The sequence below is a fragment of the Paenibacillus sp. FSL E2-0151 genome, from assembly GCF_037993015.1.
GTDB lineage: Bacteria > Bacillota > Bacilli > Paenibacillales > Paenibacillaceae > Paenibacillus > Paenibacillus amylolyticus.
This window is the reverse complement of record NZ_CP150308.1, coordinates 5,865,767-5,882,097: the sequence shown is the minus strand read 5'-3', so window position 1 is coordinate 5,882,097 and position 16,331 is coordinate 5,865,767. Positions and strand designations below refer to the sequence as shown.

At 45.3% G+C, this 16,331-nt stretch carries 18 protein-coding genes; 17 read left to right on the top strand and 1 reads right to left on the bottom strand.

Going from position 1 to position 16,331, the window contains the following annotated elements:
• Positions 1-451: 451 nt before the first annotated feature.
• The 12 genes from MHI55_RS26200 to MHI55_RS26145 all read left to right on the top strand — a co-directional run bounded on the left by MHI55_RS26200 (position 452) and on the right by MHI55_RS26145 (position 11,176).
• Positions 452-760 carry a hypothetical protein gene (locus MHI55_RS26200; RefSeq protein WP_017692311.1) on the top strand — a complete coding sequence of 103 codons (309 nt, stop codon included), beginning with the start codon at positions 452-454 and terminating at the stop codon, positions 758-760.
• A gap of 35 nt (positions 761-795) precedes the next feature.
• Positions 796-1,467, top strand: a complete 672-nt coding sequence (locus tag MHI55_RS26195; protein ID WP_017692312.1) for a PspA/IM30 family protein — start codon at positions 796-798, stop codon at positions 1,465-1,467.
• A gap of 5 nt (positions 1,468-1,472) precedes the next feature.
• Entirely contained in the window at positions 1,473-1,706 is a 234-nt protein-coding gene (locus tag MHI55_RS26190; RefSeq protein WP_036673255.1) for a PspC domain-containing protein, read from the top strand.
• A gap of 17 nt (positions 1,707-1,723) precedes the next feature.
• A complete protein-coding gene (locus tag MHI55_RS26185; RefSeq protein ID WP_017692314.1) occupies positions 1,724-2,233 on the top strand; it encodes a PspC domain-containing protein in 510 nt (169 codons plus the stop codon).
• 1 nt (position 2,234) lies between these two features.
• Positions 2,235-2,942 carry a PspA/IM30 family protein gene (locus tag MHI55_RS26180; RefSeq protein WP_017692315.1) on the top strand — a complete coding sequence of 236 codons (708 nt, stop codon included), beginning with the start codon at positions 2,235-2,237 and terminating at the stop codon, positions 2,940-2,942.
• Positions 2,943-3,092: 150 nt separating this feature from the next.
• On the top strand, positions 3,093-3,740 hold the full coding sequence (gene liaF, locus MHI55_RS26175; RefSeq protein WP_036605686.1) for a cell wall-active antibiotics response protein LiaF: 648 nt from the start codon (positions 3,093-3,095) through the stop codon (positions 3,738-3,740).
• 31 nt (positions 3,741-3,771) lie between these two features.
• On the top strand, positions 3,772-4,887 hold the full coding sequence (locus tag MHI55_RS26170; RefSeq protein ID WP_076254542.1) for a sensor histidine kinase: 1,116 nt from the start codon (positions 3,772-3,774) through the stop codon (positions 4,885-4,887).
• Complete coding sequence (locus MHI55_RS26165; protein WP_091020933.1) at positions 4,829-5,497, top strand: response regulator transcription factor; 669 nt, start codon at positions 4,829-4,831, stop codon at positions 5,495-5,497. Before MHI55_RS26170 ends, MHI55_RS26165 begins: the two co-directional genes overlap by 59 nt.
• A 452-nt stretch (positions 5,498-5,949) precedes the next feature.
• Positions 5,950-6,699, top strand: coding sequence for a YwmB family TATA-box binding protein (locus MHI55_RS26160; protein WP_340387540.1), 750 nt, complete (start codon positions 5,950-5,952; stop codon positions 6,697-6,699).
• Positions 6,700-6,914: 215 nt separating this feature from the next.
• The gene (zwf, locus tag MHI55_RS26155) at positions 6,915-8,465 is read left to right on the top strand and encodes a glucose-6-phosphate dehydrogenase (RefSeq protein ID WP_340387538.1); all 1,551 of its coding nucleotides are present in this window, start codon (positions 6,915-6,917) and stop codon (positions 8,463-8,465) included.
• A gap of 376 nt (positions 8,466-8,841) precedes the next feature.
• On the top strand, positions 8,842-9,240 hold the full coding sequence (locus MHI55_RS26150) for a DoxX family protein (RefSeq protein ID WP_024634146.1): 399 nt from the start codon (positions 8,842-8,844) through the stop codon (positions 9,238-9,240).
• A gap of 352 nt (positions 9,241-9,592) precedes the next feature.
• Entirely contained in the window at positions 9,593-11,176 is a 1,584-nt protein-coding gene (locus MHI55_RS26145) for a peptide chain release factor 3 (RefSeq protein ID WP_036605691.1), read from the top strand.
• A 230-nt stretch (positions 11,177-11,406) separates the two neighbouring features.
• Here MHI55_RS26145 and sspI read toward each other — a convergent pair whose 3' ends face one another.
• Positions 11,407-11,640 (bottom strand): small acid-soluble spore protein SspI, encoded by a 234-nt coding sequence (gene sspI, locus MHI55_RS26140; RefSeq protein WP_017692323.1) that lies wholly within the window; start codon positions 11,638-11,640, stop codon positions 11,407-11,409.
• Positions 11,641-11,768: 128 nt separating this feature from the next.
• On the opposite strand from sspI, the gene MHI55_RS26135 reads away from it, so the two are divergent.
• From MHI55_RS26135 to MHI55_RS26115, 5 genes are all read left to right on the top strand, one after another.
• Complete coding sequence (locus tag MHI55_RS26135; protein WP_076254620.1) at positions 11,769-12,470, top strand: TrkA family potassium uptake protein; 702 nt, start codon at positions 11,769-11,771, stop codon at positions 12,468-12,470.
• Positions 12,471-12,496: 26 nt separating this feature from the next.
• Entirely contained in the window at positions 12,497-13,291 is a 795-nt protein-coding gene (locus tag MHI55_RS26130) for an RNA methyltransferase (RefSeq protein WP_101314288.1), read from the top strand.
• 217 nt (positions 13,292-13,508) lie between these two features.
• Entirely contained in the window at positions 13,509-14,012 is a 504-nt protein-coding gene (locus MHI55_RS26125; RefSeq protein ID WP_101314204.1) for an SMI1/KNR4 family protein, read from the top strand.
• A gap of 332 nt (positions 14,013-14,344) precedes the next feature.
• Positions 14,345-15,103 (top strand): SDR family NAD(P)-dependent oxidoreductase, encoded by a 759-nt coding sequence (locus tag MHI55_RS26120; protein WP_101314205.1) that lies wholly within the window; start codon positions 14,345-14,347, stop codon positions 15,101-15,103.
• Positions 15,104-15,163: 60 nt separating this feature from the next.
• Complete coding sequence (locus tag MHI55_RS26115; RefSeq protein WP_101314206.1) at positions 15,164-16,249, top strand: alkene reductase; 1,086 nt, start codon at positions 15,164-15,166, stop codon at positions 16,247-16,249.
• Positions 16,250-16,331: the final 82 nt, after the last annotated feature.

Sequence of the window (16,331 nt, the reverse complement as noted above, 5' to 3'; positions counted from 1 at the left end):
TCGTGAGAGGTATAGGAGCAGGTATAAGGGATTGCTGATAGATGATTTTGCAGAAAAGGCTAGAGAAATGGCTTGGACTGACTATCCAATACGGAATCATGAGAAACGAAATTGCAGTGTGAACGTAAATAGAGACATGGACATCATTCTGTATACCTGGCGATATCGGGTGAAGTAGGGCCTGTATACGGGTAATAGAAGGTATCTTTGAGTGCTATTCAGCTTAGGTGGATACGTTGGTCTTGTATAGGGACAGTCAAAGGTCCAACTAGATCCCCGACCTGAGTCTAGGATGAAAAACCGTCCACGGTCTGTTTTGAAAAGTCGCGGAATCCCCTAGAATAAGGACATAAGGTTAAACAAGAAACACGGAAACAAAAAACAAGAAACAAACGAACAAATGACTCAACACATTAAAAGGAACGAATGGAAAGGGCGGTGAACAACAATTATGAGATTGAATAAGGGAAATGGCTGGGCGATTGTATTGATTGCGCTGGGTGCACTACTCCTCTTCGGAAAGTTAACTCCACTTCTTGGACACTTAATGGGTTATCTGATTCCGGTCCTGATGATTGCACTGGGATACTACGGAGTTAAACGAGGGAATGTGATGCTTGGCTGGATTGTTCTCATCATCGGTATCATCTCACTGATGGGTAAACTGGCATGGTTGATCGGACCGATCATCGCGATCGGGTTAATCATCTTTGGTATCTCAATGCTAAGCAATAACCGCAGTCGTCGTGGTCGGTACTAAGCTTTCACGATTATGAAAAGGAGGGACAGAACATAATGAGTGTATTTCGTCGAATGCGGGATATTACCGTAGCCAATCTGAACGAACATTTGGAGCAAAGTCAGGACCCAGTCAAACTGATTGATCAGTTCCTGGTCTCGACCCGCCAAGACATCGGTGAAGCCGAGAAGCTTCGTCATCAATATGCAAGCCATACCAGACAAATGAAACAACAAGCCGATCAGGCAGCAGGTATGGTGAACAAACGGGAAGAACAGGCTTCCATGGCTCTGAAAGCAGGGGAAGAACATCTCGCTAAGCTGGCCTTGCAGGAGAAAATCCTCCACGAGGAAAAAATGGAACAATACAATGAATTGTATGCACAAAGTTATGCGGCATTACAGGAGTTGGATGAACAGATCGACCAGCTGAAGGTTGAATATCAGAATGTATACAGCAAACGCCAATATTACTACGCTCGTATGCAGACGATTCAGTTACAGCAACGTATGAACCAGAGAGGCAATCACAACGGTCAGAATGTACCCCGTATGTTTAACCGACTGGATGACCAAGTCTCTGATCTCGAATATGAAGCACAAAGTCTCCGCGATATCCGGCGGATGAATCAAGATGGTTCAGGAGTGACTGGCAGCATGTCATCCTCTACGCTGGATAAGGAACTGGAACGCTTAAGACAGAAATTGAACAATGACAGAAAGGAGTAGTCACAATGAATAAATTATACCGCTCGGCGCGTAATCGAAGGCTAACAGGTTTGATCGGTGGCATTTCTGAAAATCTCGGATTGAGTACCACGCTGCTACGTATCATTTTCTTCATCAGTATTTTCGCTACGGGAGGTACATCATTGTTGATCTACTTCATCGCTGCATTGGTGGTACCAAAGGAATCCAATCACGTTGATCCATATGCTTATGATTCCAACGTAAGAGGATACAAGTAAACGAAAGGAGCAAGCACATGAGCAAATTATACCGCTCAACGCGTGACCGGATGTTAACCGGCTTGTGCGGCGGAATTTCCGAAACCATCGGAATGGATTCCACCCTGCTGCGTATCATCTTTGTTATCAGTATCTTCGTAACTGGCGGCACGTCGTTGTTAATATACTTTATTGCAGCACTGGTGGTACCAAAAGAACCGTATCCGCCTTATGATCCATATGGCTACGGTCCGGGCCAAGGCCCTGGTCCTGGCAGAGGATACGACAACTATGATCATCAGCCACCAAGAGGTCCTTTTCAAAATAATCACAACCAACAAGGTCCTGGTAACTTCGGTCCCGGCCCTGGATTCAACGGCAGACCTCAATCTGGTCCCCGTTCTTATGACAACAACGCCTACGGAGCAGGAGCACCGCAAGAAAGTGAACTTGATTCCATGATGAAAGATATCGAGAAAAAAGCACTGAAAAAAGAAGTTGAAGAGCTTCGCCAAAAATTATCTCGTTACGAGAAGGGAGAAAAGTAAAATGGGAGTATTTAAACGGATTAAGGATATGACGAAAGCATCGGTAAATGATATGTTGGATAAAGTAGAGGACCCGATTGTAATGTTGAACCAGTACTTGCGTGATATGGAGGCTGAGATTCATGAGGCAGAGGTAACTGTTGCTAAACAAATGGCAAATGAGCGCCGCATGAAACAACGTTTGGATGAAGCGGAGCGTACTTCGGTACAACGTGAGTCCCAAGCAGAAGCTGCTCTGTCTAACGGTCAGGAAGAAGTGGCACGCAAATTGTTGGAAGAGAAAATCTACTTTGATCAAAAAATTACGGAGTACAGCGAACTGCATGCACAGTCCGAAGCACAAGCAAAAGATCTGTTGCAACAGTTGCATGATATGAAAGATGAGTTCTACAAAATGCGTAACAAACGTAATGAACTTGTATCCCGTGCACAAATGGCAAAAGCTAAAAAACAAATGTCTTCCATCAACAGCTTGCATTCGATCGAAAGTGGCGGCGCATCACTTGGATTCCACCGCATGGAAGAGAAAATCATGCAGCTGGAAGCTGAAGCTGACGTAGCTCGTGCACCTTATCGCAACACATCATCCACGTATACGAATCCTGTAGATGTGGAAAAACAATTCAAAGTGGATCAGCAATTACAAGCCCTCAAAAATAAAATGGGCAATGGTTCCAAGAATGAAGCGAACGGAACTTCAAAAGAATAACTGTTCGCTTAGTGGACAATATGATATTCTATAAATCGTGTATAATGTACGGTTGGTAGAACAAAAGTTAAGCCATACAGGACTTCATTGCCTGGTATGGCTTTTCCGTTGAATAAAGAGAGATTAACTTACAGAGGAGGTGCGGCGGGGATGAATCAAAAGAGTAAATGGCTTGCAGTTGTCATTATGATTATTGGCACAATGATGTTATTGAATGACAATATTAACTTCCTGACCGCTGCCGCACTGATTCTGTTAACGGTTGGAATGCTTCAAGTCCGCAATGGGGATACCCGCAAAGGTCATCGGTATCTTGGCATTGGTGCGGCACTGTTATTGCTGGATAATTTAATGATTGTATTTTTGATTGTACTGGCTTCTTTAGCTTACTTTTATTCGAAAAACAAAAAGATTCATCTGGACGAAGGCGTTATGAAGAAACAGAATTTCATGGCTCGGTACTACTGGGATCAATCATCCTGGACGTTACGTAGTATGAGTCTGTGGCATGCCATAGGTGAGGTTAACGCGGATCTATCTCTTTCAATTCCGGAGGAGAAACAAACAATTGTGCTGCTGCAAGGAGTTATGGGTAATGTTCGCCTTACACTACCAGAAGATTATGGTGTGGAGATTGAAGCATCGGTTCTTTTCGGCCGGATTAATCTTCTTGGAGAACAAGATAGCGGTATGATGAACAAATTAGTATGGAGAACGCCTGGATATGAATCCAGTGAACATAAAGCAAAATTTGTCATTTCTTATATTGTTGGCGACCTAAACATCAGTAATCCGTAGTAAAATAGATGAAGAGAAGGAGGAGACCCCGATGAAGACAAAACGACATACCGACATGGTAACCCGAAGTATGGGTGAAGGGATCCTCCTGGTTTTCATTGTGCTCGCTGTTATTTTGTATGTATTGTATACATATGGTTATCTTGCTCCGTTTACAGGTTGGCGTCATCTGATTCAATCGGGTCTGGCCTTATTGCTGCTTCTGATTGGAATCGGTGCGGTCTTTGGGTTCTATCAGAGTTACCGGGTTAAACGCCGGCTCGAACTGCTGCGGGAAACACTTCTACTGTGGGAGAAGGGCTCTCTATCACGCACTGTACCTGATCTGGGCGATGATGATGTGGGCCGTTTAAGTGAGCAACTCGGACGAATCGGCAAAAAGTGGGAAGATCAGATATCTACGCTCCAGCGATTGTCTACTCATAATGCACAGCTTGCTGAACAAGCCAGAATTACGGCTATTGTGGAAGAGCGGCAACGTTTGGCACGGGAACTGCATGATGCGGTATCGCAACAATTGTTCGCGATATCCATGACAGCAACGGCCGTTGGACGGAAGATGGAGAAGGATTTTGAACGTGCTCAGCGGCAGGTGGCTTTGATTGAGGAGATGGCTTCGGTAGCCCAGTCCGAGATGCGTGCGTTACTGTTACATCTGCGTCCAGTCTATCTGGAGGGTAAACATCTCGAACAAGGTCTGCGTGATCTGGTGATGGAACTGAAAACAAAAGTACCCATGGACATTGTGCTCGAAATGGACGAAGACATTGATCTGATCAAAGGCATCGAGAATCATCTGTTCCGGATCGTTCAGGAGGCTATGTCCAATACGTTACGGCATGCAAAAGCGGAAAAAATGGAGATACGGATCCAGCGTCGTACTGATGCGATCCGGGTATTGATTCGTGATGATGGGCAAGGCTTTGATCTGGATGAGAATAAACAAGCTTCTTACGGTCTGGCTAACATGCGTGAACGTGTTACGGAGATTGGCGGGGCCATACATTTTGTAACAGCGCCTGGTAAGGGAACGCGGATTGAGATTACGATACCTTTGATGAACGATGAAAGCGAGGAAGAACATGTCAATGGAACCGGAAGTCGAAACGGAGACGGAAACGTCGATCAAAGTGTTGCTCGTGGATGATCATGAGATGGTACGTATTGGTCTTGCAGCGGTACTGGATACCGAAGATGGAATTGAAGTTGTTGGTGAAGCAGGTAGTGGAGAGGAAGGCATTCGGCTTGCACAGGAATATAAGCCTGATGTTGTTCTGATGGACCTGGTTATGGAAGGAATGGACGGCATTGAGGCTACTCGTCAGGTACTTAAAATGTATCCAGAGTGCAAAGTCATTGTATTGACCAGTTACTTGGATGATGAAAAAATGTATCCTGTCATTGAAGCAGGTGCATTCAGTTATCTGTTGAAAACATCAAGAGCCAATGAAGTGGCAGATGCGATTCGCGCAGCCGCTCGCGGGCAATCCGTTCTGGAGTCACAGGTGGCTTCGAAAATGATGAATCGCTTCCGGCAGCCACAGGCAGCAGCTCCTTTGCATGATGAATTAACAGACCGTGAAATGGATGTGCTCCGGTTGCTCGCCAAAGGTAAATCGAATCAGGACATCGCTGATGATCTGATCATTGGTATCAAGACGGTCAAATTCCATGTTACAAACCTACTGGCAAAATTGGGCGTAGACGACCGTACACAGGCCGCGATCTATGCTTATAAAAATGGACTTGCAGAGTAAAAACAAGAACTAAATGCAATAACATAATTAAGCCAAAGAACCGTGCATTAATGTGCGGAAGTATAGATAAGAGATGATTTATATAAATTGAACTAAAGATTTACACAAAACGGAGAGGACAGAAGGAACCTGAAGAAGCGAAGCTAAAAGCTTTCTGAAAGAAAGCTACTTCGGAAGCATAAACTTCGCCTTTATCCCCGGATTTACCCTTTATAAAAAGAATCAAAAAATCTGGGGATAACAGCGATCGGAAGGTTGTTCTGTCAGCGGAGTGGCGAGTGTAAATATTGTGTAGTTCAATTTATATAGAAAAGATGAATGGAAAGCTCTGATCTGCCATGCAAGTGGCGGGTGGGGCTTTTTTGTTGTGTGCAGAAGAAGTATAGCAAATATGCGAAAGGGGCATGCTGTTGATAGATTCATAGAATGCAAGAAAGAAGCGGGGGATTCAAATGTTAAATCGATGGATGACAACAGGTATCTTGGCAATAGCTATCATAATTCTTATTGGTGTGACACAGGTATACGCAGAGAAGAACGAATCCAAAGCTGCCCAACTGGAACAGTTAATCTATACTGCTGACAGTGTGATTGATAATGTGGATCTTCTAGTTATTAAATGGCAAGGAGAAGGCAAGGGAGATGCACAAGCGCAGGCCGTGTTACTGGCAAGTCACTTGGGACTTGAACCACCTGTGCGGGTAAGCCAGACGGGTCATGATGTTTACCGCAGTGAAGAGATTGTCGATACGGCTAATGGAGGTGTAGGCTTGTTGGTCAATGTCGTCGATACAGGTGACAATGGTTACTACGCCATCGTACAACTCTCAGGGGATGCACACACGGATCGGAAGGCATTAATGACAGTACATGAACAGATCGGTCAACTGCTTGTAGACTCAGGGATGAAGGCAACCTGGAATATGTCTGTGCAAGGTACAGCAGTTACTGCTACTGAACATGATGCGAGTCAGCAACTGGAACTGATCGAAGAACAGCTGTCCACAAAGGTGGATATCGCCTCCGTCGAACGTTATACAGATGCAGGCACTGCAAGTGTCTCTTATAAGGCGGCTGAGCTGCCCCTATCGATCAAGAGTGGCTCGCACATGTTGAATATGCAACTCGCAGTTCACCAGGTTGGAGACGAGGTCGATAATCGAATTACAGTGGGGTTTCCGGTGATTACGATTGAATACTAATGGATGGATTTTTCATGAATTAGGACCCAATATTGAGAATCTTTATCAGAAAAATGAGTTTGAAATAGTGCATCCGTTCAGTTGATATGCTAAAATGGCATCACATCCAAGAAGGAACTTGCTGGTAATTGACAGTTGTATGTCGTGCATATATAACACCATTACATAGCTCGGGGAGAGCGTGAAGGTTATCTTCCCGGAAGAAAGAGGAGCCCATGGTTGAAAAACAATTGCAAGATGAAGTACAGACACCAGGCGCAGTATTTTTCATTTTTGGAGCAACGGGTGATTTGGCCCGCCGGAAGCTGTTTCCGGCTATCTACAGTCTTTACCGTGAAGGCAAGCTTGCCGAAGACTTTGCGGTTATTGGCGTAGCACGTCGTCCGAGGTCCCCAGAAGAATTCCGGGAAGACATCTATGAATCCATTAAAGAGTTCTGCCGTTATCCAGCGGGGGAACCTGATGAGTGGAACGCTTTTGTCGATCATTTTGAATACAAAGCACTGGATATCAATAATGTGGAAGGATTCAAAGAGCTACGTGCGCAGACGGAGCATCTGGAATCAAAGTTTAACACGCCGGGGAATAGGCTGTTCTATCTGGCACTGGCACCTGAGCTGTTTGGCAGTGTCTCGTACAGTTTGCGGGACGGTGGTATGTTGGAAAGTCAGGGATGGAACCGTTTGGTGATCGAAAAACCATTTGGTTATGATCTGCAATCGGCCGAACATTTGAATGAGCAGATTCGTGAGGTATTCCGTGAAGAGGAAATCTATCGGATTGATCATTATCTGGGCAAGGAAATGGTGCAAAATATCGAAGTGATCCGCTTCGGAAATGCTTTTTTTGAACCGCTCTGGAATAACAAACATATTGCCAACGTTCAGATTACGCTGGGTGAGACGGTAGGCGTGGAAGAACGTGGCGGTTATTATGATCACTCCGGAGCACTCCGTGATATGGGGCAAAACCATATGCTTCAGATGCTGACAATGATTGCGATGGAACCGCCAAGTCGCCTATTTCCGGAAGACATTCGGGATGAGAAGGTGAAGGTATTACGCTCTCTACGGGCGTTCACCTCGGATGAGGAAGTGAGCAACAACGTTGTGCGGGGGCAATATGCCGAAGGGGAGTACCGTGGCAAGCAGCTTCCGGGGTATCGCCAGGAAGACAAGGTTGATCCGCAGTCGAATACGGAAACTTATTTTGCAGCACGTGTATTCGTGGATAATTTCCGTTGGGCGGGTGTACCATTCTACATTCGGACAGGCAAGCGTCTCCCGGTGAAAACCACCGAGATCGTAGTTGAGTTCAAGTCGATGCCAAACAACGTGTACCTTGGGAAAAAGTATAAATTGGAACCGAATCTGCTAGTCATTCGGGTGAATCCGATGGAAGGCATATATATCAAAATTAATGCTAAGAAGCCAGGCTCGGATTCCGAGATTCAGCCACTTGCAATGGATTTCTGTCAGAGCTGCATGATTGGAATTAACTCGCCTGAAGCGTATGAACGTCTGCTGCACGATGCCGCAGAGGGGGATTCTACGTACTTCACCCGTTGGGATGAAGTGGCAACAGCCTGGTCTTTTGTGGATCGTATCGCAGCAGCCTGGGGGCTGAATCAAGGAGAGCTTCATACGTACCCTGCTGGAACTTGGGGACCAGAAGCGACAGATAAGCTGCTGGAGCAGGACGGATTCCACTGGTGGCCGGTGAATGGTCAGGACGAGGATAGCGTGATCTGGCAAGTGAATGGTTAGGGTAGGGTAAAGGCATTAACAACAGTATTAACAACATACACAACATGACTGAGCCTGGGGAAATCGCAAATTTTGCGGTGTACCCAGGCTTTCTAGCGGGGAAAAGGTAGGTATCCATCATCAGGAAATAAGTAATTTAAATTAAGTTGTTGACAAAAAGTAAGTATGTAACTTATACTCAACACATGAGTTAAAGAGTTACGCAAATGACAAACTTCATTCGGGCAAACGTTTCGGATAAGTTATCATTCATGAGATAAAATGTAAACCAGTTGAAGGGGTTTGCGTCACAGAGAATCATGAAGAAAAAATGTGCATAATATCTTTAATCTAAGAATACTATTTTGTATATATCGAATGGAGGAAAAAGAAAATGATGTTGGATGTAGGGTTGTTGTTGATTCGTTTGGTGATTGGATTGTCGTTCATGGCGCACGGGGCTCAAAAGCTGTTTGGTTGGTTCGGAGGTTACGGGATCAAGGGTACAGGTGGCTGGTTTGAGTCGATGGGCATGAAGCCCGGTGCATTGGTGGCGTTACTGGCTGGACTCGCGGAATTCGGGGGCGGATTGCTGCTGGCCCTGGGTCTGCTTACACCGGTAGGTGGCATTCTGATTGCATTGACGATGGTCATTGCGATTGTGAAAGTCCATGGAGCGAACGGATACTGGTCCACACAGAACGGATTCGAATATAATCTCGCGATTCTGGTGATTGGTGTAGCGCTGGCATTGACAGGTGGCGGACAATACGCGCTGGATGCATTGATTTTCTAAAACCGATAAATAAAAATGAATGAGGAGTGCCTGGATGCCATGGAAATGGCTGAAGGGTGCTTTTTTTTTGCAAGGGAAAAGAGAAGAATCTACGGTAGTAATCGGTTATTTTCGGTACAGATTATGGTACAATAGGAGAGTTGGGTTAAGAAGCAGTTCACGGTATACATGAAAGCACAGATTTGAGGAGGATGAACTCCATTGTAAATGTGTAAAATTAATCTAGTGTGTAAATACCTAGTACGTAAAAACTGATGTACAACCAACCGGCCTCGCCGGATTGCATAAAGATTGAATGATGGACCGGCTATGCCGGATTAACGTGAATGAACGGACGAAAGGGATTAAACCTATGAGCAAAGCTGCAAATGATATTCTTCAACAGGAAGTGGACAAACGCCGGACGTTTGCCATTATCTCTCACCCGGATGCGGGTAAAACTACATTAACCGAGAAACTGTTGCTGTTCGGGGGCGCGATTCGCCTTGCGGGAACGGTAAAAGCTCGGAAAGCCAGCAAACACGCAACAAGTGACTGGATGGAAATTGAGAAACAACGGGGGATCTCGGTTACCTCTTCCGTAATGCAATTTGATTATCTGGATCATCGCGTCAACATTTTGGATACACCGGGTCACCAGGATTTCAGTGAAGATACGTATCGTACACTGACGGCTGCCGATAGCGCGGTGATGTTGATTGACGTGGCAAAAGGTGTCGAGGCACAAACGATCAAGTTGTTCCAGGTATGTGCGAAGCGTGGCATTCCAATCTTTACGTTTATCAACAAACTCGACCGTGAGGGTAAAAGCCCATTTGACCTGATGGAAGAACTTGAAAATGTACTGGGTATTCGTTCGGTTCCGATGAACTGGCCTATTGGTACAGGTCGTGAGCTGTGCGGTGTCTACGACCGGATGAAAAATCAGGTGGAATTGTTCCAAGGGGACGATCACTCAACGATCAAAGTACAAAAGGTAGATGGCTACAAAGATCCGATTATCCGTGAGATGGCAGGGGAATATCTGCATGATCAATTGTGTCAGGATCTGGAGTTGCTGGATATCGCGGGCGACCAATTCGACATGGAGAAAGTTCAACGCGGCGAATTGACACCTATTTTCTTCGGTAGTGCGATTAACAATTTCGGCGTACAGACTTTCCTGGAGAACTTCCTGGAACTGGCACCGAAGCCTGAACCACGTCGCAGTACGGCAGGAGAGATTCAGCCAACAAATGAGAAATTCAGCGGTTATGTGTTCAAGATTCAGGCAAATATGAACCCGGCACACCGGGATCGTATTGCGTTCCTGCGTATTGTGTCAGGCAAGTTCCAACGTGGAATGAGTGTGAAGCATACTCGTGTGGGCAAAGAGATCAAGCTGTCACAGCCACAGCAATTCCTGGCACAAGACCGGGATATTGTCGAAGAGGCATATGCTGGCGATATTATCGGTTTGTTCGATCCGGGTATTTTCCGGATTGGCGATTCACTGAGCCAAGGCAGCGAAGTTATTTTTGAGGAATTGCCAACGTTCTCACCAGAGATTTTCGCCAAAGTTACTGTGAAAAATGCATTGAAACATAAACAGTACCAAAAAGGAATTGATCAGTTGACGGAGGAAGGAACCATTCAGGTGTTCCAGACGGCAAGTTTCGACGAGACAATCCTCGGCGTAATTGGTCAACTACAGTTCGAGGTATTTGAATACCGGATGAAAGGCGAGTATGGGGTAGACGTACTATTACAACGCATGCCTTATCAGTTCGCTCGCTGGATCGTGGACGAGAATCTGGACCCAAGCAAATTCCGGATTAACTCTGCACTTGTAAAAGATAAAAAAGGGAATTATGTGGTGCTCTTCGAAAATGAGTATGCAATGAGAACGGCTATGGATAAAAATCCTACAGCTCAATTCCTGGAGACTGCGCCTTAAGTGAAGACGGAAGTCTTTCGTGGGAATTGTTAAAAGATTTGCTAAACGTGACAAGCTCATGTGATGAGATAGAACTTGTTAAAAATAAGATCCCTCCGCCAATTGTGGCGGAGGGATCTATTGCTATACACCTTACCTGGAGGCGGGTATGATCCAGCCGAATAAGGGAAAGCTTTCTTTTGCAGACAGAACAAACGTAATGATGGTTACCTTACCCTCCACTGCTTCGATTAGCTAAGCGGTTGGACGGGAATGGTGTGCAGATGCTCTTGCGCGATTTGAATGAGTTCTTCCTGCTTGGCAGGTTCTGTGTTCTTCCAGATCATCTCGAAAATGGCGCCAAGTCCAGGTAATGCAGCTTCCGGTCCATCTACTGAACCTTCAATCATCTCCCGGAGCTGATCATCACTCTTGTCATGAACTTTATGAACAATCGCTTCACGCAGGCTTAATGTAATGGGCATCGCAATTCCCTCCTCGTATATTCGGCTGCTCTAATACTGTTCCCTGGGAAGCGCTAGCGCATTCAAGTTTATCAGGCTTTGTGGTATACTACGAAGGATTATTTACGTTAGCATGGGTATCCGTAATGATGCGTCATGCTGAAGAGCAGCGGGAGGTTAAGACCCTAATGGCCAAGAAACAGTATGCCGTAATTGGTATGGGACGGTTCGGATCAAGTGTTGCCAATGCACTGAGTGGCATGGGATTCGACGTGCTGGCAATTGATGCGGACGAGCAGAGGACTCAGGAAATGTCCAATGTGGTGACCCATGCGGTATCGGCAGATTCAACAGATGAAGAAGCGCTGCGTGCGCTGGGCATACGGAATTTCGACGTTGTCGTTGTGGCGATTGGTGAAGATATTCAGGCGAGCATTCTGACAACCCTGATATTGAAAGATATGGGTGTACCGGTTTTGATCGTAAAAGCCCAAAATGAGCTTCATGGTAAGGTATTACAGAAGATTGGGGCAGATAAAGTCATCTATCCTGAGCGGGATATGGGACTACGCGTAGCCCATCATCTGACCTCGCCTAATATACTGGATTACATCGAGTTATCTGAGGATTACAGCATTCTGGAGATGAGAGCCTCCGAGCAAATGATCGGTAAAAACCTGATGGAATTAAACATCCGTGCACGTTTTGGTTGTAACGTGATGGCGATTCGCAGTGGAAATTCGATGAACATCTCGCCGTACGCGGAGGACCGGATCGAAGCTGGAGATGTGCTGATCATTGTAGGTCACAAGGATCATTTGACGAAAATGGAGCTTGCGTATCCGAAGTGATGGATGCAGATGGGAAGGATGGAAAGATGGATATTGTATCACCGCAAAATACACGTGTAAAAGAATGGGCGCAGTTGCTGGAGAAAAAGCATCGTACCCGTCAACATAAATATATCATTGAGGGCATTCATCTTGTACAGGAAGCACTACGTGCCGGAGCAAATCTGGAGTGTATCGTGTACGATGGAGAGCAAGGCGTACCGAATGAGCTTGCCGGGCTTGAAAACCCGCTTCAGCGTGTGGAGTGGGTCAGTGTATCTCCTGCGGTTATCGCCAAATGTACGGATACAATGACTCCACAGCCTGTATTCGCGATTGTGCGTAAAGGCAGTGAGCCACTGGAAAGCCTGATTACCGGAGCGCGCGGGCTTGTTGTGGTGCTGGACGGAGTGCAAGACCCGGGTAATGTGGGGACGATCATCCGTAGTGCGGACGCAGCTGGAGCAGCGGGGGTTGTACTTGGCGTGGGCTGTGCTGATGTGTATAACCCGAAGACGATTCGTTCGACGATGGGGTCATTGTTTCATTTGCCCATTGTGGAGGGCCAGTTGGAATCTTTGCTTCCCGAAGCGAAGGCTGCGGGCGTGAAGCTGGTTAGTACTTCTTTGCAGGCAGAGCATTCATGTTATAGTTATGATTTTACGCAGTCGGTATGGCTTGTGATCGGTAACGAAGGCAAAGGCATTTCGGATGCTACGGCACGTTTGGTAGATGATGCGATTACGATCCCGATGCAGGGACAGGCAGAGTCGCTTAACGCGGCAATGGCGGCGACGATTTTGTTGTTTGAGGCGATGAGACAGCGGATTTTTAACAAATAAATGATTCCTGTCCAATTTCAAATTTACCGTCCCTAACTAAAATTAACTGTCCCCAAACCACCAAAGACTGGAACCTGGTTGCCGCTTTTCTCGGGCCATGTTTCCAGTCTTTTTGTCTTTCTCTTTGAAGCACGACAGCAGGGATTTTCCATTCAAATCCCGAATAGGTGATATAGTTTCTATTTCTTAAGCTGATAGGCAGGTGTATAAATTGGAAATGAATAATGGAAAAGAAAAAACTCACCTTAGGGAATTTATTACTTGGGCCGGGGAAAAGGGCTGGGACATAATGAGTAAATCCGGTTCGCAGTCACATTTAAACAGCAGCGTTACTTCAAGATATAAAGGACTTCCAGATGAATATTTAGAATTTCTAAATGTAGTTGAAAAATGCGTTGCACCGGATGAGAAAACCTGGTTTATTTGTGAGGCTGAGTTCAACAATAGCACGGAGACCGCATTCCAATGGAATGAATTTGAAATGCTTAGTTTGGAGGCAGCAGAGGGTGATTCTATTTGGCAGTCAGAGATAACGGCCTGGTGGGATCATCACTTGCCGATCGTAATGTCTGTGGAGGATGGATATTACTTCTATGCCATTGACTTAACAACCGACAGTGGAGGTATTGTCCGTGGATGTGAGCCTGAATTTGAAGAGGTTGAAAAGGTATCCGATTCGTTTGGAGAATTTCTGGCATGGATGATGTCGAATTCAGATTAGCGTAGCTAGGAAAGGTTGATGGTTATACTTGTGGCCATTGGCCTGACATTAGATTAACCAATGAAAGAAAAGTTAGTTCTGCTTAAATTGAAGGAGTGAAACGATATAGGAATTCTTAATTTATGATATAAAATGGTTTATATAGCGTTTCTCTTCTCATTTAAGTAAGTTCCAAGCATGGTTTTTACATATAAAATAATTCTTTACTGTTCGTTCTAGAAATGATATGCTAACAGCAAGTTAGATCTAACTACTTTTTTTTGCACAATAAAGAACGATCGTTCTCAAAACTGAGATTACACTAATCTAAAGAATATAAGGGAGAGAATATGATGAAATACACAGTGATTACAGGAGCAAGTTCAGGAATTGGATATGAAACAGCATTGGCATTTGCAACACGGGGCAAAAACTTGATTTTGGTAGCTAGAAGATTGGATAAGCTTGAAGAACTTAAATCAACTATTCAGGGTATCGACCCTAAAGTAAATGTTATCGTTCAAACAAGCGACCTGTCTGTTACCGCAGAGGCGTACGAACTGTATAACGATTTGAAAGAATATCAAATTGAGACTTGGATCAATAATGCAGGGCTTGGAGAAGGCTCGTTCATTGCTGAACAGAATTTGGATAAAGTGGAGACCATGCTGCGTGTTAACATCGAATCTTTGACCATTCTATCTACACTGTATGTGCGAGATTATGCAAATGTGGAAGGCACTCAATTGATTAACGTCTCATCTGCACTCGGATATGCCATTGCTGTAGGCAGTGTTGCTTATTCTGCATCGAAATACTACGTTAGTGCCTTCACAGAAGGTCTAGCCAAAGAACTGGAACTGAAAGGTGCAAAACTAAAAGCGAAGATCCTGGCACCAGCGATCACGGAAACAGAATTTGTGCAAAAATCAATAGATGCTGAAGGATTTGATTACAAAGCGAATATGCCCAAATATCACACAGCTAAAGAAATGGCAGGCTTCATGATCGATCTGTATGATCACAATGAAGTGGTCGTAGGGATTGTAGATCAGAACTATGATTTTCAGCTGACAGGTGCAATCTACCCGGTGATTTCAGAATTGAATTAATACAGCAGAATCCAGAGGATACATTTACAAAATCTCAAATTAGAAGAGGAGTACATTCAATTGGAAAAGATATGGAGTAAAACAAAGATTGGCAACATGGAATTGCCTCATCGACTAGCGATGGCACCTATGACACGCAGTCGAGCACAAGAAGATGGTACACCTGGAGAGTTGGCGGCACTTTATTATGCTCAACGCGCAACGATGGGACTCCTTATTACGGAAGGAACACAACCTTCTGATGATGGACAGGGCTACTTATGGTCACCGGGCATCTACACCGATAAGCATATTGAAGGATGGAAAAAGGTAACGGATGCGGTGCATGAAGCTGGCGGATATGTATATATCCAATTAATGCATGCGGGTCGCATGTCACATCCGGACAATACCCCGCATCATCGTCAACCGGTTGCTCCGTCAGCAATCGCACCTGGTGTAGAAATGTTTACGGCTACAGGGATGCAGGATATCCCCGTTCCCCGGGAATTGAGTCAGGAGGATATTCAAACGACCATTGCCGATTTCCGAAAAGCAGCAGCCGCAGCGATCGAAGCAGGGGCGGATGGCGTTGAGATTCATGGGGCCAACGGATACTTGATCAATCAATTTTTAGGAGAAAATTCGAATACACGCACAGATGAGTACGGCGGATCTTTTGAAAATCGTACTCGCTTTGCGATTGAAGTAACCAAAGCCATCGTGAAGGAAATAGGGGCAGAACGAACAGGCTTCCGTATCTCACCAGGGACACCGCTGGGTGGAATTCAAGATGGCGAACAAGGTCCTGAACTCTACCGCTATCTTGTAAAAGAATTGGCTCAATTGGATTTGGCTTACCTTCATGTTATGCATCTTGGAGATGAGAACTTACTCCAAGACATTCGTTCGATCTGGCAAAATCCACTGTTGGTTAACCGGGCCGGAAGAACTTTGGATGATCTCAGTGTCGATTTAGATCGTGGTCTCGCTGATGTGGTACCTGTAGGTGTATGGTCCTTGGCTAATCCAGATTTGGTGGAACGACTTCAACAAGGTGCGCCACTGAATGAAGCAGATCCGACAACATTCTTTGGATTGGGAAGTAAGGGCTACACGGATTATCCTACGTTGGAAGAATTAAAGTCGCAAGAGGGGCTACACTAGCACAAAGTATGGAGCATGGCGTACAACTGAACATTGCGCGCCATGTTCCTACATAAGTTGAACTACTTATTTACACGATAAC